The organism is Dactylosporangium sp. NPDC000555 (assembly GCF_040300025.1).
Lineage (GTDB): Bacteria > Actinomycetota > Actinomycetes > Mycobacteriales > Micromonosporaceae > Dactylosporangium.
The window spans coordinates 1-23,072 of sequence record NZ_JBEPDB010000113.1 but is presented as its reverse complement, the minus strand read 5'-3'; the positions used below and the strand labels follow the sequence as shown (position 1 = coordinate 23,072).

The 23,072-nt window shown below is 72.1% G+C and carries 20 protein-coding genes; 5 read left to right on the top strand and 15 right to left on the bottom strand.

Translation table 11 applies throughout. The annotated features are described in order from the left end of the window. Positions 1 to 139: 139 nt before the first annotated feature. Positions 140 to 694, bottom strand: a complete 555-nt coding sequence (locus ABT297_RS39080) for a GNAT family N-acetyltransferase (RefSeq protein ID WP_350557803.1) — start codon at positions 692 to 694, stop codon at positions 140 to 142. 36 nt (positions 695 to 730) lie between these two features. After that, a complete protein-coding gene (gene gltX / locus ABT297_RS39075; protein ID WP_350557801.1) occupies positions 731 to 2,185 on the bottom strand; it encodes a glutamate--tRNA ligase in 1,455 nt (484 codons plus the stop codon). A 225-nt stretch (positions 2,186 to 2,410) separates the two neighbouring features. Between gltX and ABT297_RS39070 the strand changes: the two genes are divergently transcribed. Together ABT297_RS39070 and ABT297_RS39065 are read left to right on the top strand one after the other, a co-directional pair. Next, positions 2,411 to 3,232, top strand: a complete 822-nt coding sequence (locus tag ABT297_RS39070; protein WP_350557799.1) for a helix-turn-helix domain-containing protein — start codon at positions 2,411 to 2,413, stop codon at positions 3,230 to 3,232. Positions 3,233 to 3,260: 28 nt separating this feature from the next. After that, the gene (locus ABT297_RS39065; protein ID WP_350557797.1) at positions 3,261 to 4,067 is read left to right on the top strand and encodes an SAM-dependent methyltransferase; all 807 of its coding nucleotides are present in this window, start codon (positions 3,261 to 3,263) and stop codon (positions 4,065 to 4,067) included. Between the two features lie 55 nt (positions 4,068 to 4,122). Here ABT297_RS39065 and ABT297_RS39060 read toward each other — a convergent pair whose 3' ends face one another. Then, positions 4,123 to 4,329: a DUF397 domain-containing protein gene (locus tag ABT297_RS39060; RefSeq protein ID WP_350557795.1), complete on the bottom strand. Its 207-nt coding sequence runs from the start codon at positions 4,327 to 4,329 to the stop codon at positions 4,123 to 4,125. A gap of 355 nt (positions 4,330 to 4,684) precedes the next feature. Between ABT297_RS39060 and ABT297_RS39055 the strand changes: the two genes are divergently transcribed. After that, positions 4,685 to 5,317, top strand: a complete 633-nt coding sequence (locus ABT297_RS39055) for a GGDEF domain-containing protein (protein WP_350557793.1) — start codon at positions 4,685 to 4,687, stop codon at positions 5,315 to 5,317. A gap of 39 nt (positions 5,318 to 5,356) precedes the next feature. On the opposite strand, the gene ABT297_RS39050 is transcribed toward ABT297_RS39055, so the two are convergent. Continuing rightward, positions 5,357 to 5,764, bottom strand: coding sequence for a DUF3224 domain-containing protein (locus ABT297_RS39050; RefSeq protein ID WP_350557791.1), 408 nt, complete (start codon positions 5,762 to 5,764; stop codon positions 5,357 to 5,359). 181 nt (positions 5,765 to 5,945) lie between these two features. Between ABT297_RS39050 and ABT297_RS39045 the strand changes: the two genes are divergently transcribed. Further along, positions 5,946 to 8,807, top strand: coding sequence for an MXAN_6230/SCO0854 family RING domain-containing protein (locus ABT297_RS39045; protein WP_350557789.1), 2,862 nt, complete (start codon positions 5,946 to 5,948; stop codon positions 8,805 to 8,807). Between the two features lie 20 nt (positions 8,808 to 8,827). Here the strand turns inward: ABT297_RS39045 and ABT297_RS39040 are convergent, their stop codons facing one another. From ABT297_RS39040 to ABT297_RS39010, 7 genes are all read right to left on the bottom strand, one after another. Beyond that, positions 8,828 to 9,601 carry a GNAT family N-acetyltransferase gene (locus ABT297_RS39040; protein WP_350557787.1) on the bottom strand — a complete coding sequence of 258 codons (774 nt, stop codon included), beginning with the start codon at positions 9,599 to 9,601 and terminating at the stop codon, positions 8,828 to 8,830. Positions 9,602 to 9,672: 71 nt separating this feature from the next. Beyond that, positions 9,673 to 10,548 (bottom strand): glutathione S-transferase C-terminal domain-containing protein, encoded by an 876-nt coding sequence (locus ABT297_RS39035; RefSeq protein WP_350557785.1) that lies wholly within the window; start codon positions 10,546 to 10,548, stop codon positions 9,673 to 9,675. A 73-nt stretch (positions 10,549 to 10,621) separates the two neighbouring features. Continuing rightward, positions 10,622 to 11,083, bottom strand: a complete 462-nt coding sequence (locus ABT297_RS39030; RefSeq protein WP_350557783.1) for an SRPBCC family protein — start codon at positions 11,081 to 11,083, stop codon at positions 10,622 to 10,624. A gap of 151 nt (positions 11,084 to 11,234) precedes the next feature. Further along, positions 11,235 to 11,927, bottom strand: coding sequence for an FHA domain-containing protein (locus ABT297_RS39025; protein WP_350557781.1), 693 nt, complete (start codon positions 11,925 to 11,927; stop codon positions 11,235 to 11,237). A gap of 73 nt (positions 11,928 to 12,000) precedes the next feature. Then, positions 12,001 to 13,287 (bottom strand): vWA domain-containing protein, encoded by a 1,287-nt coding sequence (locus ABT297_RS39020; RefSeq protein WP_350557779.1) that lies wholly within the window; start codon positions 13,285 to 13,287, stop codon positions 12,001 to 12,003. After that, positions 13,284 to 14,357, bottom strand: coding sequence for a PP2C family protein-serine/threonine phosphatase (locus ABT297_RS39015; RefSeq protein WP_350557777.1), 1,074 nt, complete (start codon positions 14,355 to 14,357; stop codon positions 13,284 to 13,286). The genes ABT297_RS39020 and ABT297_RS39015 overlap by 4 nt, the downstream gene beginning before the upstream one ends. Then, positions 14,357 to 16,762, bottom strand: a complete 2,406-nt coding sequence (locus ABT297_RS39010; RefSeq protein WP_350557775.1) for a tetratricopeptide repeat protein — start codon at positions 16,760 to 16,762, stop codon at positions 14,357 to 14,359. The genes ABT297_RS39015 and ABT297_RS39010 overlap by 1 nt, the downstream gene beginning before the upstream one ends. 155 nt (positions 16,763 to 16,917) lie before the next feature. Here ABT297_RS39010 and ABT297_RS39005 point away from each other — a divergent pair, with 155 nt between their 5' ends. Then, a complete protein-coding gene (locus tag ABT297_RS39005; RefSeq protein ID WP_350557773.1) occupies positions 16,918 to 18,096 on the top strand; it encodes an RNA-guided endonuclease InsQ/TnpB family protein in 1,179 nt (392 codons plus the stop codon). Positions 18,097 to 18,137: 41 nt separating this feature from the next. Here the strand turns inward: ABT297_RS39005 and ABT297_RS39000 are convergent, their stop codons facing one another. From ABT297_RS39000 to ABT297_RS38985, 4 genes are all read right to left on the bottom strand, one after another. Then, positions 18,138 to 19,340, bottom strand: coding sequence for a hypothetical protein (locus tag ABT297_RS39000; RefSeq protein ID WP_350557771.1), 1,203 nt, complete (start codon positions 19,338 to 19,340; stop codon positions 18,138 to 18,140). 11 nt (positions 19,341 to 19,351) lie between these two features. Beyond that, entirely contained in the window at positions 19,352 to 20,326 is a 975-nt protein-coding gene (locus tag ABT297_RS38995; protein ID WP_350557769.1) for a glutamate ABC transporter substrate-binding protein, read from the bottom strand. Then, positions 20,323 to 21,657 carry a GlnX family signal transduction membrane protein gene (locus ABT297_RS38990; RefSeq protein ID WP_350557767.1) on the bottom strand — a complete coding sequence of 445 codons (1,335 nt, stop codon included), beginning with the start codon at positions 21,655 to 21,657 and terminating at the stop codon, positions 20,323 to 20,325. The genes ABT297_RS38995 and ABT297_RS38990 overlap by 4 nt, the downstream gene beginning before the upstream one ends. 358 nt (positions 21,658 to 22,015) lie before the next feature. After that, positions 22,016 to 22,600, bottom strand: coding sequence for a hypothetical protein (locus ABT297_RS38985; RefSeq protein ID WP_350557765.1), 585 nt, complete (start codon positions 22,598 to 22,600; stop codon positions 22,016 to 22,018). Positions 22,601 to 23,072 lie beyond the last annotated feature (472 nt).

The following is a 23,072-nucleotide window of genomic DNA, read 5'->3' as shown; positions in this document are numbered from 1 at the left end:
GACGACGAGCGCTACCGCACCCTCGGCGACGCATACGCCTCTTCGACGCCGCACTTCGCACTGGAAGGCGCGCAGCGGCTCGCCGAGGTGATGACCCAGCGCGCCCATCCCGGTCCGGCGGCGCCCGGCATGACCCGGGCTACCCGGCCGGGGCCTCGACCACGTCGGTCGCGAGCAGTGACCAGACCTCGGTGTCGTGGCGGACGCCGGCGTACGGGTATGCCTCGCGCAGCACGCCGTCGAGGCGCATGCCCAGGCGGCGGGCCACGCTGGAGCTCGCGGCGTTGTCGGGCCGGCACCGCCACTCGACGCGATGCAGCCCCCGGGTGCGCAGCGCCCAGTCGACGAGGACCCGGGCCGCGCCGGTGACCAGGCCACGGCCCTGCCCGGCCGGCTCCAGCCAGCAGCCGATCTCGCACACGCCCGCGGCGGCGTCGAACCCGACGAACATCGTGCCGCCGACGAGCGTGCCGTCGAGCCAGATGCCGAAGAGGCGGCCGGCGTCGCGAGCGGCCAGGTCGGCGTAGCGCTGCAGCGTGGCACGGGCCGAGGCGAGGTCGGTGCTGACGGACGCCCACGGGATCCACGGGTCGACGGTGGCCCGGGCACGGTCGATGTGCCGCAGGAACTCCTCGGCCTGCCACGGCTCCAGCGGGCGCAGCTCCGCCCCGCCGCCCAGCGAGACGCTGAACATGATCCTCTCCCTGCCCGGGTCCACGGGTGCGGCGGGTCAGGCCTCCAGCGCGGCGGCGGCCTGGCGCAGGCGGTGGACGGTGCGCTGAGCGCCGAGGGCGATCATGGTGTCGTCCAGCGGCGGCGAGACCGGCTTGCCGACGAGCGCCAGGCGGGCCGTCATGAACGAGCGGCGGCGGGTGAGGCCGAGCTCGGCGACGACCCGGTCCAGGGTCGCGGTGATCTGGGCCCCCTCGAACGGGTCGAGCTCCTCCAGGTTCTTCGCGAACGCCTCCAGCGCGGTGCGGGCGTCGGGGGCGGGCAGGCCGTGCTTGGCCAGGTCGGCGGGCCGCACCTCGACGGCGTCCGCGGCCAGCCAGTCCAGCTGCTCGGCCAGCTCGGAGAGCTTCTTGGTGCGCTCGCGCAGCGGCACGACCAGCGTACGGATGTCCGCGGCGGTGAGGCCACCGGGCAGGAACGGCTCCGCGGCGCGCAGGAAGGCGTCGTCGTCCAGCGAGCGCAGGTAGTGGCCGTTGAGCCAGTTCAGCTTGTCGATGTCGAACACCGGGCCGACCGGGTTGATACGGGCGAAGTCGAAGGTCTCGACGACCTCGTCGAAGGTGAAGATCTCCTTGCCGTCGGGCATGGAGTAGCCCATGAGCGCGAGGAAGTTGACCAGCGCCTCGGGCAGGTAGCCCTCCTCCTGGAACCACTTGAGGCGGGCGGCCGGGTTCTTGCGCTTGCTGATCTTGGAGCGGTCGACGTTGCGCAGCAGGGGCATGTGCGCGTACTGCGGCTCCGGCCAGCCGAGCCAGCGGTACAGCAGCAGGTGCTTGGCGGTGGAGCTGATCCACTCCTCGCCGCGGATGACGTGCGTGACGCCCATCGCGTTGTCGTCGACGACGACGGCCAGGTGGTAGGTCGGGAAGCCGTCGGCCTTCAGCAGGACCTGGTCGTCGGGCTGCGGCGGGGTGATCTCGCCGCGGATGAGATCGGTGAAGGAGATCCGCGCCTCGGCGGGCACGAGCATGCGCACGACCGGGACCTCGCTGAACCCGGGCAGCTCGGCCCGCTCCTCGCGGGTCTTGCCGTAGCAGGTGCGGTCGTACCCGGTCGGCATCTTGAGCTGCTGCTGGCGCTCCCGCATCTGGGTCAGCCGCTCCGCGGAGCACCAGCAGTGATAGGCGCGCCCCTCGGCGAGCAGGCGCTCGGCCACCACCCGATAGGTGGGCAGCCGCTCCGACTGCCGATACGGCGCGGCCGGGCCGCCGACGTCCGGCCCCTGGTCCCAGCTGAACCCGAGCCACCGCAGCGTGTCGAAGACCTGCTGCTCGCTGCCATCGACGTAGCGCGTGCGGTCGGTGTCCTCCACCCGCAGGATGAACTGCCCGCCGTGCTTACGCGCGAACGCCAGGTTGAACAGGGCGGCGTACGCGGTTCCGACGTGCGGATCGCCGGTCGGCGACGGGGCGACACGGGTGCGTACGGGTGCCTCGGTTCCAGGAGTGCTCACCACCGTGACGATACGACACGGGCAGTGACGATCCGGCGCCGGGCCACGGCCGGTGATCGAGGCGCGCGCGAAGAACCACGGAACTTCGACCCGGATGGCCGACCTCAGGGTGCCTGTGCGATGGATATTCGTCTACGGGGTGTTGTCTTCGGCCGATCTGTCGGGGGTATGGTGTGGGCCGGCAGTGCCGGTTCGGTTTCGCAGCGTGCATACGGGGGTGGGAGCGTGCCGGTCACCGGTCAGCGTGTTGTACGCCGCGCCCTGGGCCGCCGACTGACACGGCTGCGGGCGGCGACCGGCAGGAGCCGGCGCGAGGTGGCCGAGGCGAAGCTGGGCATCTCCGAGCCGACCCTGCACCGGATCGAGACGGGCAAGGTGCCGGTCACGGTCGCGAACGTGCGTGCGCTGTGCTGGCTCTACGGGGTCGACGAGAGCATCACCGATGCCCTGTCGGACCTGGCGCTCGGCACCTCCCAGGAGGAGTGGTGGGACGCCAACCCCGTCATCCCGGACTGGTTCAAGCTCTACGTCGGGCTGGAGGCCAGCGCCAAGCGGATCTGCACCTACGAGGGTGAGGTCGTCCCCGGCGAACTGCAGACCGAGCAGTACGCGCGCGCCGTCTACGGCGCCGAGCAGGCGGTGGAGGCCGAGGCGGCCGACCGGCACGTGAAGCTGCGGATGCAGCGGCAGGCCGCGCTCGCCGCGCGCAACCCGAAGCCGCGGCTGACGACGATCCTCGGCGAAGGGGTGCTCAGCCGCCAGGTCGGCGGCCCGGCGGTGCTGGCCGCGCAGATCGAGCATCTTCGCGAGGCGGCGCTGCAGGAGCACATGGAGATCATGGTGCTGCCCTGGTCGGCCGGCGCGCACGCGGCCATGGCCGGGGCGTTTCGGATCATGGACTTCGAGGACCCCGAGGACCCGGACGTGGTCTACCTCGAGTCGCACATCGGCGCCCTGTACCTCGAGGAGGCCGCCGAGGTGGCCGAGTACCGGCGCATCTTCGAGCTGATCTGCCAGGTCGCGGTACCGATCGCGGATTTTCGATAAATCAGATGGACGGGCGGACGTGAACGGCATGCACGAGCAACCCTCATCGAACGCCCGCAAGGCAGCCACCGCCGCGCGGATGTACGACTACTATCTGGGCGGCGTCCACAACTTCCCGGCCGACCGGGCGGCGGCAGACGCGGTCATCGCGCAGTTCCCGTTCATCCGGGACGCGGCCCGGTCCAACCGCGCCTTCGTCGCCAACGCCGTGCGGCACCTGGCGCAGTCGGGCGTCCGCCAGTTCCTCGACGTGGGCTCCGGCATTCCCACCGTGGACAATGTGCACTCCATCGCCCGCCAGGTCCATCCGGACGCCCGGGTCGCCTATGTCGACATCGATCCGGTGGCCGTGGCCGAGAGCTCGGAGATCCTGACCGGCGACGACCGGGCGGTGGCGGTGCGGGGCGACCTGCAGACGCCCCGGGCCATCCTGGAGCACCCCGACGTGCGCCGGATCGTCGACTTCGGCGAGCCGGTCGGCCTGCTGCTGGCGGCCGTGCTGCACTTCATCCCCGACCACGGCGCCGCCGACGCGGTCACCGCCGAACTGGTCTCGGCGGTGCCGTCCGGCAGTTACCTCGTGGTGTCGCACACCGCGACCGAGAGTTTCTCGCTCACCAACCCGGCCACGCTCACGGAGAACGTCTACCAGCGGCGCACCGCGACGCCCGGGACGGTGCGCACCCGGGAGGAGGTCGAGCGGCTGTTCACCGGCCTCGACATCCTCGACCCCGGCGTGGTGTGGGCCCAGCAGTGGAGCCCCGGCGCCCCGGCCGGGCAGCCCCAGCCCGCCGGTCCGGGCGGCATCTGGGCGGGCATCGGCCGCAAGCCGTGACCGCCCCCGGGCCGGACCCAGACCTGCCGCTGAACGACTGCTGACCGGCCGCGGCTCAGTCGGTCAGCAGCCGGTCGAACTCACCCTTCTTCGCACCGTCGAGGAACGAGTCCCACTCCTCGACGGTGAAGCGCACGGTGCTCTCGTCGGGCCGCTTGCTGTTGCGCACCTCGATCTGCCCTTCGTGCCGGCGCGCCTCCACGCAGCTGCCGCCGTTGCCGGTCGACCGGCTCGACATGATCCATTCGCTGTCGCCGTGCATTCGTGCTGCTCTCCTTCAAGGGGGGTGTCCGACACCTGCCCGGCGCCCGGGGATCCGGAGTACAGATGCACGAACATCACGTTCAGTGATGGATGCCGCCATCTGCGGTGGACAATATCGGACAACTCGGTGCATAGAGTCGCGAGGTGTCAATCTTCTTCGTTCGTGGTGAAATTTTCGCGCACTCAGCGTAAGCGATCAAGATCTATCTTGAAAATTCGCCCAGAAGTCTTCCTTTGTGAAATCTTGCACGGTGGAAGCTGGCACGCGATGATAATTACGGTGATGCGGAGGGCAGTCGGCCCACACATCGCCATTTCCCCGTGCCGTCCTACTGTGGTCAGAGAGGACATCGATGGATCTCCTCAGCCAGGCCGACCGAAGCACCACGACCCCGCCGGACGGCACCCAGGCTGAGAGCACACCGGCCGACACCGAGCTGGCGCGACTGCGCGCCCAGGTGGCACTGCTGGAGGCCGAGCGCGCCGCGTTGTGGTGGGAGACCAACCACGACGAGCTGACCGGCCTGGCCAACCGTCGGCACCTCAACACCGTCGGGCCCGGGCTGCTCGGCCGGACCGGGCAGTGCGCGGCGGTGGTCCTCGACCTCAACGGCTTCAAGCCGATCAACGACCGCTACGGCCACGCCGTCGGCGACGAGGTGCTGCGCACCGTGGCCGCGCGACTGTCCCGCTGCGTCGGCGACGACCTGGCCGTCCGCCTCAGCGGCGACGAGTTCGCCGCGATCCTCACCGGTTCGCCGCAGGCCGGACCCGGCCCGCAGTGGTCGGCCGCGGTCGACGCCATCGCCGCCGCCATCACCGAGCCGATGGCCATCGACGGCAGCCGGCTCACGGTCACCGCGTCGATCGGCGTGGCCACCGCCGACGGCGCCCCCACGACGATCGCGGAGCTCATCCGCCGGGCCGACCTCGCGATGTACCGCGCCAAGGCCAACCGGTACTGCTCGTACGTCGTCTGGTCCTGACCCGCACGACGACGCGACTGATTGCCGGGGCCGGCCCGGCTACCCGAGGTCGTAGTCGAACCAGATGCGGTGGGTGCCGTCCGCGTCGACCGTCAGGCCGCCGCCACCGGTGATGCCGGCCAGCTCGCCCGTGCCGCTGGCCCCGACAATCGCGAAGTACTCCCCCGTCCGGTCGCTGCCCAACGTCGACAACGAGTGCACGAAGTTGAACGTGCCCGTGCGCCCGGCGACGGTGCCCTCGAACGACTCCATCGCGAAATACGTGCCGGCGCCGGAAACCTGGTCGAAGGCGGCCGTAAACAGGGTGGCCGACCGGCCGGTGATGTCCCCTTCGAAGGTCTTCTCCATGTGCGAGATGCCGACCGGCAGGGCGGTCGCGATCGCAGGCTCGGGCACGACGGCCGTCGGGACGAAGCTCTTCACGCTGAAGGTGCCGCTCGCTCGCATGCCCGCAACCTACCAGAAACCGGCATGCGTACAGGGCCCGGCGGCCGTAGCATCGAACCGGCCGGGGCGGCTCCCAGGTGCGCTTCCTTCTCACCTCTTCTGCGAAAAGATCCAGCGTTCCGACTCTCCGTCCCGGCTTTCGCCTGCCCGTCATCCGATCGCTTGCCGAGGATCCCGATTCATGGACGCGCTCGCCACCGTTCTGCTGCGCCGGGCCGGCGCGGTGCCGCTGCCTGTGCCCGAGGGGCCGCCGCCGGCCGACGGGGAAGCCTGGGCCGCAGCGGTCGAGGCCGACCTGGCCGCCCGCGGCTGGCTGCTGAACCAGGCCCTGCGGCGGCGCTTCGCCGGCCTCGACCCGGCCGTCCGGCTGCGCTGGGCCGACTGGGTCTGCGCCGTCGCCGACGAGAGCACCGGCGCCGACCGGGACCACGTGCCGCTGTTCCGCGGGTTCCCGGACACGCCCGCCGACCCGGGTCGGCTGTACGCGGAGCGGCTCATCGTGCACCTGCTGCAGGCCGACGCCGCGCCGTGCGTCCTGTGCGGCACCGTCGGCAGTGTCCACCCGCTGGACCCGTGCGGCCACCCGGTGTGCGAGGTGTGCTTCGACCCGCGGGCGTACTCGGCCTGCCCGATCTGCGGGCGGCGCCTGACCGCCGGCAACGCGTACCTGCCCATGGCCGCACCGCCGGGCGCCGAGGCGGACGCCGGCCGGCCGGTGCGGCTGCGGCGGCTGCACCTGGAGCCCGACCCGGCCGCGACCGCCGTGCGCCTGCGCGACGACCTCGTCGCCCGCCCGGGCGCCCTCGGCGAGGCCGACCTGGCGGACCTGCGCACGCTCGTCGCCGCCGCCGCCCCCGACCGGCTCGACTGGCTGCCGGCGGTGGTGCCGGCTCGCGAGACCCTCGCCGTGGTCATCGCCTGGGCCCTGCACGCGACCGCGCCGCAGCCGTCCTTCGCCGGGGTCGTCGACGCCGCGACCGCCCGCTGGGGCACGGTCACCGACGTGGCGCGGACCCTGTGGGCGTACTCGGGCGGCGACCCTGGCCTCGTCCTGCCCCGCCGGCGGGAGCCGGACGGGCCCAACGAGGCCTGGCGGCCGGCCGGCGAGCCTCGCGTCACCGTCACGGCGCCGCGCGTGCGCGCGCTGCCCCGCCCGCTGCGCCGCGCCGCGCTCGCCTTCATCGACGCGCTCGACTGCGCCACCGCGGCCGAGGACGTGGCACGCCACCCGACCGTGTGGAAGCGCCTGGCGGAGCGGCTGCACCCCTTCGAGCGGGTCGCCGCGCACCCCGGCGCCGCGGTCGTCTTCGCCGCCCTGCGGGGCACCCGCACACCGGCCGGCAGCCCGCTGGGCCGGGCCATGACCGCCGCGGGCCGCCGCGACCCGGACCGGATCGTGCTCGTCGAGCACAATGGCGACATCGTCTCCGTCCGGGTCCGCACGCACGCCGCCCTGGTCGAGGACGCCGTCGCGGACGGCGACCCGGCGACCGCCGCCGAGCTGCTCGGCCGGCGCCCGGGTGACCTGTGGCGGCGCCTCGACCACCTGCTGCGGCTCGCCGGCGACGACGACGGTACCCGGGGCCGGGTGCTCGACGCCGCCGCGCGGGTCGCACCGCGGGTCGCACCGGGCGTGCTCGCGGCCGCCGCGGCCGAGCTCACCGGGCGCGACGCCACGGTCGCCGCGCCCGAGGAGAGCGCCGAGGTTGTCGCCGCGCTCGCGGCGGCACCCCTCGTCGAGTCCGCCGACGCCGTGCCGGTGACGCGGATCGGCGCCGTCGGCGACGCGATGCGCCGCGTGCTCGGCCTGCGCCCGCCGGCGGTGGCCCCGCGGCCGCATCCCGCCAAGGCCCTCGGGCCGGCGCCCGGCACACCCCGCCGCACGTTCTTCCCGAAGGGCGACGTGGTACGCACCTGGACCGAGCCCGAGCGCCGCGCCGCGCTGCCGGCCGCCGCGGTCGCGGCGATCCGGTCCACAGTGGACGCCGAGCTGGCCGGCCGCGCCGCGCGGCTCGAGCGGTTCGACGTCGCCGTGCTCGACGCGGCGCTCGCCGGGGTGCCCGCGCCCACCCGCGAGCGGGCCGGCTCGGCGCAGCTCGCCGGCTGGCCGCGCGGCAGCATCCGGCGGCTGGACGCCGCGCCGGTGCTGCGCCTGTTCCTGCACTGGGTCGACACCGAGCACGACCGGGTCGACCTCGACCTGTCCTGCGCCTTCTACGACGAGGCGTGGGCGCCGGCCGGGCACTGCGACTACACGCGTCTGCGGTTCAAGGACAACGCGGCGATCCACTCCGGCGACCTGACCTCGGCACCGCCGCCGCTCGGCGCGACCGAGTTCCTCGACCTCGACCGCGACCGGCTGCGCGCCGCCGGCGTCACCTGGGCGGTGCCGGTCGTGCTGAGCTACAACGACGTGCCGTTCGAGGCGCTGACCGCGGCCTTCGCCGGGTTCTCGCTCCCGGATGGGCGCGGCGCCGCGTTCGACGCCGCCCGGGTCATGCAGCGCTTCGGGCTGCGCGGCGATGCCAGGTCGCTGGCGCCGATGGTGCTGCACGTGCCCACCGGCGCCGTGATGTGGATCGACGCCAGCCTCACCACGAAGGGATACGGGCACAACGTCGGGCAGCGCGGGGCGCGGCTGGGCCGGGTCGCCGCCGACCTGTGGGAGCACTTCGCCGCCGGCAACCGGGCCACGCTGCTGGACGTCGCCGCGTGGCACGCCGCCGCCCGCGCGGACCGGGTTGTCGTCGCCCACGCCGACGGCTCGGCGACCACGGTGCCGGCCGCCGCGCCGGTCGAGGTCGCCGCGGCCGTGCGCGCCGCGTCGGCAGAGGGTGGCGGCAGCGGTACCGTGGCAATCCCCGCTTCGGCCCGCGCGTTCGCGGCGGCGATCGACCCGGACCGGCTCGCCGCCATCGCCGGCGGCGACGTCGCGGAGGGCTCGGTGGCACTGCTCGTCGACGGCGCCGCCGGCGCGCCGTGGACCCCGGTGTCGGCCGCAGACCTGCTGGCCGGACTGGTACCGGTGGACGCGCCCCGGTAGGCGGCCCGCGGCGACGGCCTTCAGGGAGTGATGGCGTACTCGGTGAAGCGGCCGCAGGACTGGAACCCAAGCCGGCGGTAGACGGGTTCGCCCTCGCGAGACGCCTGCAGGACCACCGTGCGGTAGCCGGCGTCGTGCGCGGTGCGCAAGGTCGCCAGGGTGATGGCGCTGCCGTAGCCGCGCCGGCGGTGGGTCGTCAGGGTGGCGATGTTGTAGATCCCGGCGACTCCCGAGTGGAGGAAGACCTCGGCCGAGCAGACGGGGTGGCCGTCGACGTAGCCGACCAGATAGCGCGCGGGGCAGTCGGGGGCGAGGGCCCGGTCGGCGGCATCAGCGAAGAAGCGCCGCACCGTGGCGGCCGGTGGGTTCCAGTTCGCGGCCAGGACGGTCGCGTAGTCGGCGAGTTGCCCGGGCGTCCCCACCCGGCGGATGGCCAGATCCGCCGCGGGTTGCTGGGGTGGGGCCGAGCGGAGGTCCTGCCACATGCCGGTCTCGGTCTCGGATGCCTGGAGACCTGCGCTTTCCAGGAGCGAGGCGAGATCCGCCGGCGTGGAGGCCGGGCCCACCCACCACGAGAAGGGACGCCCGGTGGCGGCCAGGGTCTGAAGGGTCTGCGCGATCCGGGTCGGGGCGGTGTCCGGCGTGAGACGCGCCGCCGCGACGATGTTGAACGTATCGTCCTCCAGGCCGCTGTCGGCGATCAGGAGGTCGTCGGATTCGATGACGGTCGAGCCCGCCACATGCCGGTGCAAGTGACAGGCATGTTCGGCGAGGTTCCGCTCCATCGCGACCATCAGGTCCGAGCGACCGCCGACAGGCTGTTTCCCTTCGCTCACAGCCGTTCATCACATCATGTCCGCGACGGTCAGGTGTAGGCGGGCCTGCGCACCGGCTCGCTCCAGTCGGGCAGCTCGGCGCCGGGCGGGGTGAACGTGGTGAAGTCGGTGCTGTCGCGGAACGCCGGGACCGTGTACAGGTCGCGGGCGTACGCCCACAGGTCGGGGTACCGCGTGATCCCGGCGCCGAAGCGCACCAGCGTGACGAACAGCCGGATGTCGGCCTCGGTGATGTCCGGGCCGAGCAGGTACCGGCGCCCGGCCAGGCGTTGGTCAAGGGCGGCGAGCGCCTCATGGAGCGCGGTGCGGGCCCGCTCGCCGTCGGGGCCGGGCTGTTCGGCAGCCAGCACGCCGCGGTTGACCGCCGGGTTGAGCCATGCGTCGAGCTCCTCGATCTCCGCACGGTGGGCCTCGGGGTAGGTGTTCACGATCGGCGTCGCGAGGTGCTGGAAGCGGGTGGCGAGGTCGATCCCGATGCCCTTGAAGTCGTTGCTGACCACGCGGGCGGTGGAGCGGTCCCACAGCGTCGGCACGCTGATGTGGCCGTCGAAGCCCTCCTCCGTCGCCTCGTATGCCTGGCGCAGCAGCCTGAACCCGTTGACCGGGTCCGGCCCGTAGCGCTCGCGGAACGCCCAGCCCCGCCCGTCGCGGGCGTTGTCGACGTACGAAACCGTGACGATGCCCTGCAGGCCGGCGAGGGCGTGGGCGATGACCACGCGCTGCGACCACGGGCAGAACCAGCCCGCGTAGATGTGGTAGCGGCCGGACTGCGGCTTGTCGACGACGTGGTCGCTGAACCGGTACAGCGGCCGGGGGTCGTCCGGTCGACGGACGATGCGGTACGTCCCGTAGGCCGTGGTGTCGACGGGGCTGGCCAGTCGGCTGGAGCGCGGCAGTTTCGGCATGGGGCCTCCCACGGACGGGACCTGGTTACCCATTAAGCCTATCTGTGAGATATGAATTCGTCCACCCGGGCGGTCAGCGGCTCTCCGGCTCGTCCGCGGCCTCGCCCTCGGCGGCCCGCGCCGCCGACTCCTCGCAGAAGCGCTTGAAGCCCTTGAGGTCCGTGCGCAGCCGGGACCGCAAGGTGACCTCGGGCACCTCGCCAAACAGCGACAACTGGCTGTTGTCCACCTCCGTCACGCAGACCACGTCGGTCTGCTCATCGGCGACGGCCTCCAGCCAGAACGACTCGACGACCTCCGAGTGGTCGCGCGCCCGCCACCGCACGAACCGGCCCGGTTCGGCCTCCGTGACGACGGCGTCGAACTCGACGCGCCTGCCGCCGATGTCGAGGACAAGACGCGCGGTCTTGCTGTCCAGCGGAGTCAGGCTCAGCACCCCGGAGAGGTAGCGCGGGAATTCGATGAACCGCACCAGATGTTCGTACGCCAACATGGGCGGCACGCCCACCCTGATCGAGTCTCGAGTGACGATCATGATGCCTCCGCATGACGCGCACACCTACTGAAGCTCGCGTCGCTTGCTGCGTCGATTCCGATCGTACGCCGCCGGTCGGGAGGGGTCGAAGTCACGTTGACGCCGGCCTCCTCGCCGAGTGACCCGTGCGGATCGGCCCGGCCTCGGTGAGTTATGAGGTGATCGTCATCGTGGTCCAGGCGCCGACGTGGATCTGATCGCCCTCCTTGACCGGTGCCGGCACGTTGGGCTTGAGCGGGTCGGTGCTGTCGTTGAGGTAGGTGCCGTTGGACGAGCCGAGGTCGACCACGGTCCACGCGCCGTCGGATGTGGACATCAGCACCGCGTGCGCGTGGGAGACGCCGACGTCTTCGGGCGGACCGGTGAGGTCGATGTCCGGCTCGATGCCCCGCGAGCGACTACGACGGCCGATGAGCAGGTGCTGGCCGGCGGCGAGTGCGAAACGGCGTTCCGGGCAGAAGACCGGGAAGGCGACGCTGTCCGCGTCGGGAGCGTCGATGGCCGCCATGCGGTCGTGGTAGGCCCGGTCGGCGAATACGACGAGGCGCAGGGTGCCGTGCGAGGGGGGCGTTGGCTTGCCGGTGACCGCCGCTTGCGATATTCCGTCGGGCCGCGGCTGGGGCAAGCCGGCCGCGCTGTCCGGCACGGGCTTGTGTGCCGGCGGGTTCTGGGCCGACGGGTGCTGGGCCTCGAAGTCGAAGCCGTCGACCTCGCAGAAGCGGCCGGCGCCCGGGGTGCCGCAGTCCGGGCACAGCCGGCCGCCGGCCGCGGGCGACGGCGACGCGCCGCCCGTGGACGTGGCCTCCGCGACGGGCGCCGGCAGTACTGGGGCGTTGATTGGCATGCCGCACTCGTCGCAGTAGTCAGTTGCGACCGAACGGTGCCCACGGGGACAGGTTGCCATCGTCCGCGCCTCCTCAGGTGCCCTTGACGCGGATGGTCTTCACCGACCGGACATTGGCCAGCTCGGCGTCCACACCGGCGACTTTCTGTTTGAGCCTGACCGTACCGCTGGGCGCGTCGATGACCTCGACCACCTTGCCCAGCAGCTTGGCGGTGTCGCCGTGGCCGGACTCCTCGGCGAGCTGCACCGCGCGGCCCAGCTTCGCGGTGGCGGTCTCGACGTCGCCGGCGTCGCGGGCGGCGAGGCCCTGCTGGATCGCGTCGGCGAGCTCGGCCTGGCCGGTGTAGTGGGCGACCCGGCCGTTGATCTGCGTGGACAGGGCCGTCTCGTCGGTCCAGTTGGCCAGGACCAGGGACTGGCTGAGCACCTGGTCGCCGGTGACCAGACTGACCCGGGCGGCGAGCATCTCCTCGCCGACGGCGTTGGCGGGCACCTCGATGGACACGTGGTACTCACGGTGCTCCGCGCCCCACGAACCGGTCGGGTAGTCCCCGATCCGGGCGCTCACATCGGTGCGGCGGCCGGTCAGATCCTCGACGTGCGGGAAGACCTGCTTGACGAACCGGACCGTCGCGCCGGCCGGCGTCCACAGGCGAAGCGTCGCCTCGGCCACCGACTTGCCCATCGCCGCTTCGGTCATCGCCCTGAAGTCGGCGACGAGCTGGCTGGGGTCGGGCAGCCCATCGGCGCTGCCGAGCAGCGCGGAGGCGACAGCGCGCAGCTCCGATCCGCTCCAGTCGGCACCGACGCCACGGGTGTCGCAGACGAATCGGCCCTGGCAGGCGCGCAACACCGAGGCGAGCTGCTCGGCCGTCTCGTGCTGGTTCTGCCCGTCGGTCAGCATGATCGCGTGCTTGACCTCGGCCGTGCTCGGCGCGAAGAGGTGGTTGGCCAGGGTGAGCCAGGTGCCGATCGCGGTGCCGCCGCTGGCCTGGAGCCGGTGCACCGCGTTCTTGGCCTGCCCGCGGGTCTGCCGGTCGGCCGGCACCAGCATGACCGTCGACGGATAGACCATGTCCGCGTTGTTGCGGCCGGCCACGATCGCGAACGGGACGCCGTCGCGCAGCGCGTCGATCGCCGCCACGGTGGCCTTCTTGGCCTCCTGCATCTTCGTGGCCGGGCTGTTCATCGACCCCGAGCAGTCGATCATGATGACCTGCGCGGCGCTGGGCGGCCCACCGGCCACGGCCAGGCCGGTGCCTGAGGCGGTGATGTCGAGCACCGCGTCGACGACGGTGCCGCCGGCGGCCAGGAAGCGGTTCTGGTGGACCTCGACGGCGAATGCGGGTTGGTCGGTCATGACATCGATCCTTCGCTCGAACCTTCTTCGCTGGCAGGTGCTGCGGTGACGTCCGCCGAGTCGAGGGCCTCGATCCGGTACGGCGCCAGCGCCACGGTCACGTTGTCCTGGCCGCCCTCGTCCAGCGCGAGCCGCGTCAGGCTCCGCGCACCGGCCAGCGGCGAACCCGCTGCGACGGTGGCGACGGTGGCGGCCAGGTCGGCGACGACGGGGCGGTACCGGAAGAGCCCGTCGGTGCAGACCAGCACCCGTCCGGGCGCCTCGGGAGCGATCGTGCGCAGGTGGGGGTCGGTGTCGGTGGCGTCGGAGCCGAGCCAGCGCACGAGCGAGGCGGCGTACGGGTTCTCGTCGATCGCCTTGCCGCTCACGCCCTTGGCGGCGAGGGAGTTGCGTAGCGAGTCGTCGACGGTCAGCAGGAGCGGTTCGCCCTCGCCGTCGGGCAGCCAGTAGGCGCGGCTGTCGCCGACCCAGCCGATGGTGATCGCGTCGGCGGTGAGCACGGCGCTGACGAATGTGCAGCTGGGCGGGTTGGGTCCGGGATGGGAGCCGGCCACCACCGTCGTGGCGGCCTGGGCGGCGCGGGTCGCCGCGATGATTGAGGTGTCGCGGTCGTCGCCGTCGGCGAGGCCGTCGAGCAGCGCCGCCATCGCGGCGTCGGCGGCCGCGTGGGAGGCGGTGTCGGGCCGGCTGGACGTCGAGACGCCGTCGCACACCACGATGGCGACCGCGCCGTCGAGGACCCCGATCGCGACGGCGTCCTCGTTTCGGTGGTGGCGGCTGCCGATGTCGGTGACGGCGGCGACCACGCCGAGGTCGAGCTCGGTGTGGTCGCGCGCGGTCGGCCGGCGCTGCCCGCACTCCTCGCAGAAGCCGTCGGAGCCGAAGGTGCGGCCCTGACAGGCGGGGCAGGCGGCGGCGATCTCGGTCGCGGTCAGCCACCGGATCGAGGCGTTGCGCGGCCTGTCCCCCGCCGCGGACGCGGGCGCTTCCAGGTCGTGGCCGCACGCCTCGCAGAAGCGGTCGCCCGGCCGCACCGGCTCGCCGCAGTCCGGGCAGCCGGTCCGCGCCATCAGAACACCGTCCAGGGGCGTACCGCGTTGGCCTGGTCGACGAGGGCGTAGCGGGCGATCGGGTCCGACTCGTCCGCGGCGAGCGACCGGTAGGCCTGTTCGAGGCCGAACCGAATCTCCCGTTCGGTGAAGGCCTGGCCGAGCAGCCGGCCGGTGGCCGCGACGGCCGGCGCGGGGCGTGCCGCGGCGCCCGGCCTCTTGTCGACGCCGAGCCAGTCCAGCGCCGCGTGGAACATCTCGACGGCGAGCTTCGCCCGTCGCTGCTTGTCGAGCTTCAGCTTTTCGAGGCGGTTCGAGGAGTCGAGGAAGTCACTGGGGTCGAGCGGGCCGCTCTCGGTGTGCAGCCCCGCGCGTACCGCGGCGATCTGCGCGGCGACGTGGTGGGTGGAGACGTCCGGCACCTCGTCGAGCACCGCGACGGCTCCGGCCCGGTCGCCGGCGGCGAGCCGCATCCTGGCAACGCCGAACGCGGCGCTGACGAAGTTGCGATCGACACTCCAGACCCGCTGGTACCGCCAGTCGGCCCAGGCGCGCTCGCCGGCCAGCTCGTTGGCGGCGGCCAGGGCGAGCTGCGCGGCCGGCTCGCCAGGCAGCGCGTCGAAGACCCTGTCGAAGGCTTCCTCCGCCCGCTTCGGCAGGCCGGCGGCGAGGGCGATCAGGCCCTCGGACCAGTCGCGGCGCCAGTCGCCGTCGGCCGGCACACCCTGCAGCTCGTGCTCGGCGCCGGCCAGGTCGCCGGCCTCGACCAGGGCCCTGATCAGCTGCAGCGTGACCTCGACGGTGCGGATTGGCGCGCCGCGCAGCGCCGCGATGCTCGTGCGGACGTCGGTGGTGTTGAGCGTGGCGAGGAAGCCGGCCGCCGGGTCGGTCAGGTCGACCAGCGGCAGCGGCAGCGCGACCGCCACGGCCGCGCCGGTGAGCGGCTCCATCCCGCCGGTGGCGCCGAAGGCGCGGCGCTCCGGGGTGAACTGCGTCGAGTTCTCCGGCCGCGGCACGCCGTCCGTGCAGGAGAGGATCTCGCGCAGGACACCGCGGGTCTGGTCGGCCATCTCGCCGGCCGAGGAGAACCGGCGTGTCCAATCCGGGTCGGTCGCCCGGCGCAGCAGCCGGTAGTAGGACTCCTGCCCGCGCAGCAACTCGACGTCGTCGGGGGTGGGCAGGCTGTGGGCGTACTTGCTGGAGAAGCCGCTGAAGTCGAAGCTGAGCACCGCGAGCGTCCGGCCGACCGTGTAGAGGTCCGACCCGATCGACGCGCCGACCTGGGCCAGCTCGGGCGCCTGGTAGCCGGGCGTGCCCCACAACGGCGAGACCTGGTCGTCGATGCGGCGGACCGCGCCGAGGTCGATGAGCTTGAGCCGCTCCTCCGTGTGGATCACGTTGTCGGGCTTGAAGTCGCAGAAGAGCAGGCCGCGATCGTGCATGTAGCCGAGCGCGTTGAGGACCTCGATGCCGTACGAGAGCACGTGCTCCAGCGGCAGCGGCACCCGCCGGCCGTCGGGGCCGAGATGCTCCAGGGCGAGGTCCTTGAGGGACTTGCCGCCCACGTACTCCATGACGATGTACCCGATCATCTCGCCGGTCTTGCCGTCGGGATGCTCGGCGATGTCATGGATCTTGACGATGTTGGGGTGGTCGATCTCGACCAGGAACCGCCGCTCGGCCATGGCCGCCGCGAGCGCGTCCTGGTCGCCGGTGTTGATGAGGCCCTTGAGCACGACCCAGCGGTCGGCGCCGGACTCGCTGATGTTGCGGTCGCGGGCCAGGTAGATCCAGCCGAGCCCGCCGTGCGCGAGGGCGCCGAGAATCTCGTACCGGCCGGCGACGCGCTCACCGGGCTGCAGGTGGGGCGTGAACGAGTACGGCGTGCGGTCGCGCGGGCAGAAGCCGTCGGTGCGGCCGGGCTGCCCGTCGCGGCCGCGGCCCACCGGCTCGCCGCAGGCGCTGCAGAAGCGCTGCGACTCGGGCACGCTGGCGTTGCTCTTGATGGCGGTCGACGGGTCGCGCAGCGGCACCGGCGGCATGGCGACGTAGCCCGCGCCGAGGCGCCCGCGGCTGCTGCCGGACCTGCCCCGGCGGCCCCCGGTCGAGGTGCCGGTGGAGTGACCGCCGAGCGCACCGGAGGTCTGGGCGGTGCTGGCCACCGGCGCGGGGCCTGGCCGCGCGGCGGCGGTGCGGGCCGGATCGCGCCGGGCGGCGGCGGTACGAGCGGGATCGCGCCGGGCGGCGGCGGTGCGGGCGGCGTCGGGCCCGGAGAACCCGGCCGAACCGGTCCGCGCCGCGGGCGACGGGGCGGCCGGCGGCTGGCCGGAGACCCCGCTCGTCCGAATCGCCTCCTTGTGGCCGCACTCGTCGCAGTAGCCGTCAGCCGCGTACGTGCCGGTGCATCCGGGCCTGGTACACCTCATCGGAAACCTCCGTGGAAACCCCCGGCTTTAGCCGTGGGGAGGAAACGGAACCCCTGCGGAGCAGGGCAGGGAAAGCCGATCCGCCGCCACAGCGGATCGGCGTCTATCCCTGCGTCACGGCAGTGTTTACTGATCAGCGTGCTAGCTTGTGAGCCGTGATCAGGACGGTGAAGCGGGCATTCAAGTACCGCTTCTATCCGAGCCTCGGCCAGGCAACCGAGCTTGCCCGCACGTTCGGGTGTGTCCGGCTGGTCTACAACATGGCGTTGCAGGCCCGCACCGAGGCGTGGACGCTGCGCCAGGAACGGGTCAGCTACAACGCCACCAGCGCGATGCTGACCGTGTGGAAGAAGACCGAGGAACTGGCGTTCCTCAACGAGGTTTCCTCCGTGCCGTTGCAGCAGGCGCTGCGCCATTTGCAGGTGGCGTACACGAACTTCTTCGCCAAGCGGGCCAAGTACCCGACGTTCAAGTCCAAGAAGCGCTCGCGGCGGTCGGCGGAGTACACCACGAGCGCGTTTCGCTGGCGGGACGGCCGGCTGACCCTGGCGAAGATGGCCGAACCCCTGGACATCGTGTGGTCCCGGCCGCTGCCCGAGGGTGCGTCGCCGTCCACGGTGACCGTGTCGCAGGATGCCGCGGGTCGCTGGTTCGTCTCGTTGCTGTGCGACGACGTGATCGAGCAGGTCCCAGCGTCCAGCTCTGTGGGGATCGATGCCGGGCTGGACAGCCTGCTTGTCCTGTCCACCGGGGAGAAGATCGCCAACCCGAAGCACGAACGCCGTGACCGGGCCGCTCTCGCCCGTGCCCAAAGGAACCTCGCCAGGAAGGAGCAGGGCTCCGCGAACCGGGCCAAGGCTCGCCGCGAGGTGGCCCGCGTCCACGCCCGGATCACCGACCGCCGGCGCGACCACCTGCACAAACTGACCACTCGGCTCGTTCGTGAGAACCAAACGATCGTGATCGAGGACCTGACCGTGCGCAACATGGTCAAGAACCACCGTCTCGCCCGCGCCATCTCTGACGCGGCCTGGCGGCAGTTTCGCGCGCTGTTGGAGTACAAGGCCGAATGGCACGGCCGGAACCTGGTCGTCGTGGACCGCTGGTTCCCGTCGTCCAAGCTGTGCTCGGTCTGCGGTGCGCACGCTGAGCGGATGCCACTGCACGTACGGTCGTGGACGTGCCGATGCGGGCGTATCCACGACCGCGACGTGAACGCGGCCCGCAACATCCTCGCGGAGGGGCTCTCCGTGATTGCCTGTGGAGGCGGTGTAAGACCCCAACGGACGGGTGTTCGGACGGGGCGGTCGTCGGTGAAGCAGGAAACCCAGTGAGCGACTGCTGGGATCCCCCGTCTTTAGGCGTGGGGAGGTTGTCAAGCCTGCTCCTCCAACAGCGTGTTCAGGGTCTGCTGGTAGGCCACCATCGCGCGGGTGGCACCCCGCAGGTCGCACGGCGCGGTGAACAGCAGCGCGTGCGCGTCGTCGTAGCGGGTGCTGAGCTCGCCGTGTTCGGCGAGCCCCTTGCTCGCGGCCTTCGCCCGGTAGGCGTCGAGCCGGCCGCGCAGCTCGTCGCGGCGCGCGATCAGCCCGTTGGCGTTGTCGCGCAGCTCGGCGGCGCGCTGCTTGGCCCGGGCCGCGGCCTGTTCGGCCGTGGCGAGGCCGTCGGCGAGCCGGCCCCAGCCGGCGCCCCGGCCGAGCTGGTCGAGCCCTTCGGCGGTCGCGTGCAGGGCGGCACCGGAGGAGGGCGGGGCCGGCAGGCCGGGCGCGAGGATCTTCCCGGTGACCCGCGCGAACGTGTCCGCGGTCTCCCGCTCGGCTTCGAGGACCTCGTCGGCGAGGCGGCGCAGTGCCTCTACCCGCTGCGGATACGAGTCCCGCAGCCGCGCCATGTCGGCGAGCCGCCGGCGGGCCACGTCGACGGCGGCGGCGACGTCGCTCAGCGCCCGGTCGGCCTGGGCGGTGAACCGGCCGCCGGGGGCCACGGTGATCGGGTCCGCGAGCAAGGCCTGGTGTACGTCGGCGAAGCGTGCGGCGGCCGGCTCCGTCTCGGACGGCACGCCGAGCTCGGCGGCCAGGGTCGCCGCCGCGTCCAGCGCCTCGCCGACCGGCCCCAGACGGCTCGCCACCGCCGTCCAGGCCACGTCGACCTCGGAGAGGAACGCGGCCGCCGCGGCGCAGCGCCGCTCGAGCTGCTGCGCCAGGTCCCACAGCCGGATCCAGGTCGCCGGCGGCGAGCTGCCGTCGGCCGGCATGCCGGCGCCGTCGAGGCCGATGGCCGGCTCCTGGAGCAGGATGCCCAGCTCGGCCCACTGCGGATCGCCGGGCCGGTTGGCGTTGCGGATGGTACGCGCCTGCTCCAGCGCCTCGTTGAGCACGGTGAACTGCGCCCACAGCAGCCCGACCTCGCTGCTCAGCGTCTGCCACCTGGTCGCGGTGGCCCCGGTGACGCCACCGCCGCGCAGGAAGCCCAGCGCGGAGCTACTGTCGAGGGCGTACATCGCGGCGGCGATCCGGTCGTAGCCGGCGCCGAGGCCGGCGAGCACCTGGTCGGCCGCGTCGCGACTGATCGACGGCACGTCCACCCGCATCAGTCCCGGTAGCCGGCCGGCGGCGGGGTCGGGGCCGCCGTCTTCAGCTGTCTGGTGTAAATCGCCTGCCACGTGCCGTCGGCACGGATGCGCTCCAGGGTGCGGTTGACGAACCGCAGCAGGTCGTTGGCGTTCTTGTTGACCGCGATGCCGTACGGCTCGTCGGTGAACTTGTCACCGACCAGCTTCACGTTGGGGTCCTGAGCGGCGAGGCCCTGCAGGATCGTGTCGTCGGTGGAGATGGCCGCGACCTGTCCCTGCTGCAACAGCACCAGGCAGTCGGTCCAGTCCGGCACCGACACCGGTATCGGCTTGGACGCCGCGGTGGCGATGTTGCGGATCGAGGTGCTGCCGTCGGCCGCGCAGACGGTCTTGCCGCCCAGGTCGGCGATGCCCGTCGCGGTGGAGTCCTTGGGCACGAGCACCCGCTGGCCGGCTTCGAAGTACACGCTGGAGAAGTCGACCTGCTGCAGCCGCTCGCAGGTGATGGTCATCGTCTCGGCGACCAGGTCGACCTGGTTGTTCTGGATCGCCGGGATCCGCTGTGCGGAGGTGATCGCGACGAACTGGATCGCGTTGCGGTCACCGAAGAGGTCGAACGCGACCTCGCGGAGCATGTCGATGTCGAATCCGACGATCTGCCCGCTGTCCGGGTCGCGGTAGCCGAACAGGTACGTGTTCTGGTCGACGCCCACCACCAGCCGGCCCCGCGACTTGATCGCCGAGACGGCCGGTCCGGTCGCCTGGTTGCCCGATCCCGGACGCAGGCTGGAGCGCCGCACGTCGCAGTTGGTCGGCGCGCCGGCGGCGGCGTTCGGGATCTCCGCCGGGTTCTTGACCCCGACGGGCTGGGGCGGGGCGAAGCTCGGCGCCGGCGTCGTGGTGTTGTCGGTGATGCCGGCGCAGGCGCCGAGCAGGGACAGCAGGACCGCGCCGGCCAGGGCTCGGGTGGCCCGCATCCGCGTTGTCGTCATCGGTACTCCACGATCCGCTGCTGGTAGCCGACGCCGATCCCGGCGAGCAGCACGATGGTCAGGAAGACACCGCCGCCGGTCTGGCCGGCGAACGCACCGGCCGCCTGGGCGCCGCGTTTGTCCGACACCGCGCTCGTCGCATGGATCGCCTGGGCGAGCACGCCGTCGAGCCGGTTGAAGATCGTCGCGGCGCTGTCGGGCTCACTGCCGATGGCGAGTTTCACCGCGCCCGGGAAGTCGCCGCCGTCGTCGGCCGCGCGCAGCTTCTTGTGCACCGCGAGCCAGGCATTGACGTCGGAGATCGCTGTGTCGATCGACGCGCGCACCGCGCCATCGGTGGCGGCCGCTCTGGCCCGGTCGAGCAGGCCGGATTTGTTGTCGTCGTTGACCAGCGCGCCGAGCTGTACGACGTAGTCCTCCTCGAAGGCGGCTCCGCTGCCGCGCGCCACCAGGGTCAGCGCCTCGTCGGCGCGGGCGGTCAGCGCGGCGATGCGCGCCTTGGCCAGCAGTTCCACCTGCCGCGAGCCGTCGCGGTTGGCGGCGCCGATGTGTGCGGCGACCACCGCCCAGCCGATACCGTTCCATAGGACGATGACGATGACGACGGCGACGAGCGTCGCGGCGAGCAGGCCGGCGTTGAAGGTCCGGTGCGTCTGCCGGCTCAATCGCAGCCCCGCCCGGATCAGCCCCGCGACGAGGCCGACGCCGAGCAGCAGTGCCAGCCACGGCAGGGACGCCGCGTCGTCGCGCTCGTCCCTCAAAGCGGTCGTCTCGCGGTCGTACAGCCGCTGGGCGGCCGGCAACAGCTGCTCGCGCATCAGCCCCGACGCCTCGCGCAGGTAGGCCGACCCGACCGGGTAGCCCTGCCGGTTGTAGCTGCGGGCCGTCTCGACCAGGCCGGTGTAGACCGGCAGCTGCGCGGAGATCTGCTGGATCGCCGCCTTGTCGCTGGCACCCCCGTTGGCCACGGCGGCGAGCGCGGCGGTCGCGGCGGCGACGTCCGACTGGTAGCGGTTGCGAAGGTCGGCGGGCTCGACTCCGCTGGACAGGAACGCGATCGCCGCGGTGGCGTCCGCGTCCGACAGCGCACGGTAGAGCTCCTGCGCCTGCACGGCGAGGCGGCCGCTGCCGGTGCGCGCGCTGCCAGCCGACGACGAACGCTGCGACGAACCGATCACCCAGGCGATGCCGGCCAGGAGGCCGACCAGGAGCAGCACCAGCATGACGACCACCAGCCGCCCCGGCGTGCTGCGGATCCTGGCGGTGACGCGATTGACCTCGCCGCCCCGGACCGGCGGGGGAACATGCGCGGGCGCGGTTAGCTGGGCCATCTCGGCCTCATATCGGTGGCCTTCCCCTGTGCAGGCTTGTGCCGCACACCGTAGCGGGGATGGTCAAGTAGTCAATGGCCGCATGGTCGACACCACCCAACCGGCTGTACCGATACAACCGGCTTTGTACTTTTGATCCATTTTCTGCTCGCGCGTGATGAAGTGGTCGCTGCCGAGGTCTTGGTGGAATTGGTCTCACATCGCCCGGATCTCTTCCAGGCCGGTGCTGCGGCGCAGGAACAGCAGGCTGGCACTGCGCGTGGGTGCCTCTTGCTGCCGCCTGGTCGCCGTCCGTCTCACGGATATCGTGGCCAGCCTCGATGCCTGCCGCAGACGACGAGCCACCGGGTCGCCCGCCTCAGCACGGCCGTTCCCTGTGCGGCTGGGACTGCCTGATGCGCCATTGCCCGTCGTCGGAGAGGACGGCTTCGGCCAGCAGGATGTACTTGGTGGCCTGGCTCGGGATCGCCGCCGACTTGCCGGTGTCCTTGTGGACGGTTCTCCAGTTGCTGATGTCGAAGCAGTCTTCGATCTTCACGATGAACGGCCGCTTGCTGACGTCGATGTCGGTAGCCTCCGGGTTGGACACCGGGGCGCCGGTGGTCACCAGGCCCTGCTGCCACTTGATGACGAGGTCCTGCTTGACCTGCGCCAGCAGCGGGTCGGCCACGTAGGGGTCGAGCTTGGCGTTGTAGTCCGCCGTCGCTGATGCCGCCGTGTACGCCTTGCGGTAGTTGACGTAGGCGGTCATCGCGCCCTGGCGGGCGGCGGCGACCTCAGGGTCCTCGCTCGGCGAGGGCGAGGCTGCCCCGGCGCTGCCGGACGGCGTGGTGCTCGGGGTGCTGGGCGAACTCCCGCACCCGGACAGGGCCAGGCCGAGAGCGAGTGTCCCCGCGGCCACGCTGGTCAGGTGGCGGCGTGACGGTCGGGTAGCTGCGCGCAAGGTGCGGGTCTCCTTGTCTGCCGGCGGCCGGCACGAGGTGGTGGGGCATCTGGCGAGGCGCCGCGGGTGCGCAGGCGGGTGTCCTCGCCAGATGCCCGGCTCAGACGGGTCTCGGGTCAGTGGTTCGATGCGGGGCATTGCCGTGCCCGCCGCACGGCTTCGAGACCGTCGCGCGACGGGCACGCGAGCACCTTCGTCGCGGAATGCGGCGTCCTGGCGGTCGACGCGACGACGCCGACGATCCACCCGCACGTCCATGCCCGCCTCCCCCGCGATGCCGATCTGGACGACTCGTGCGGCGATCAGGGAAACTGCACTCACAGCAGTCGTTTGATCACCAGTTCGGCAGCATAGACTCATGGACTTCGCTCGCAACAGGGGTAGCTAACTGCTCGGTGTGTCATCATTGAATCTCATCTTTTCTCAGCTATTATCAGCGTGTGAAGTTGTCCGAGTGGGCGCGCCGGAACGG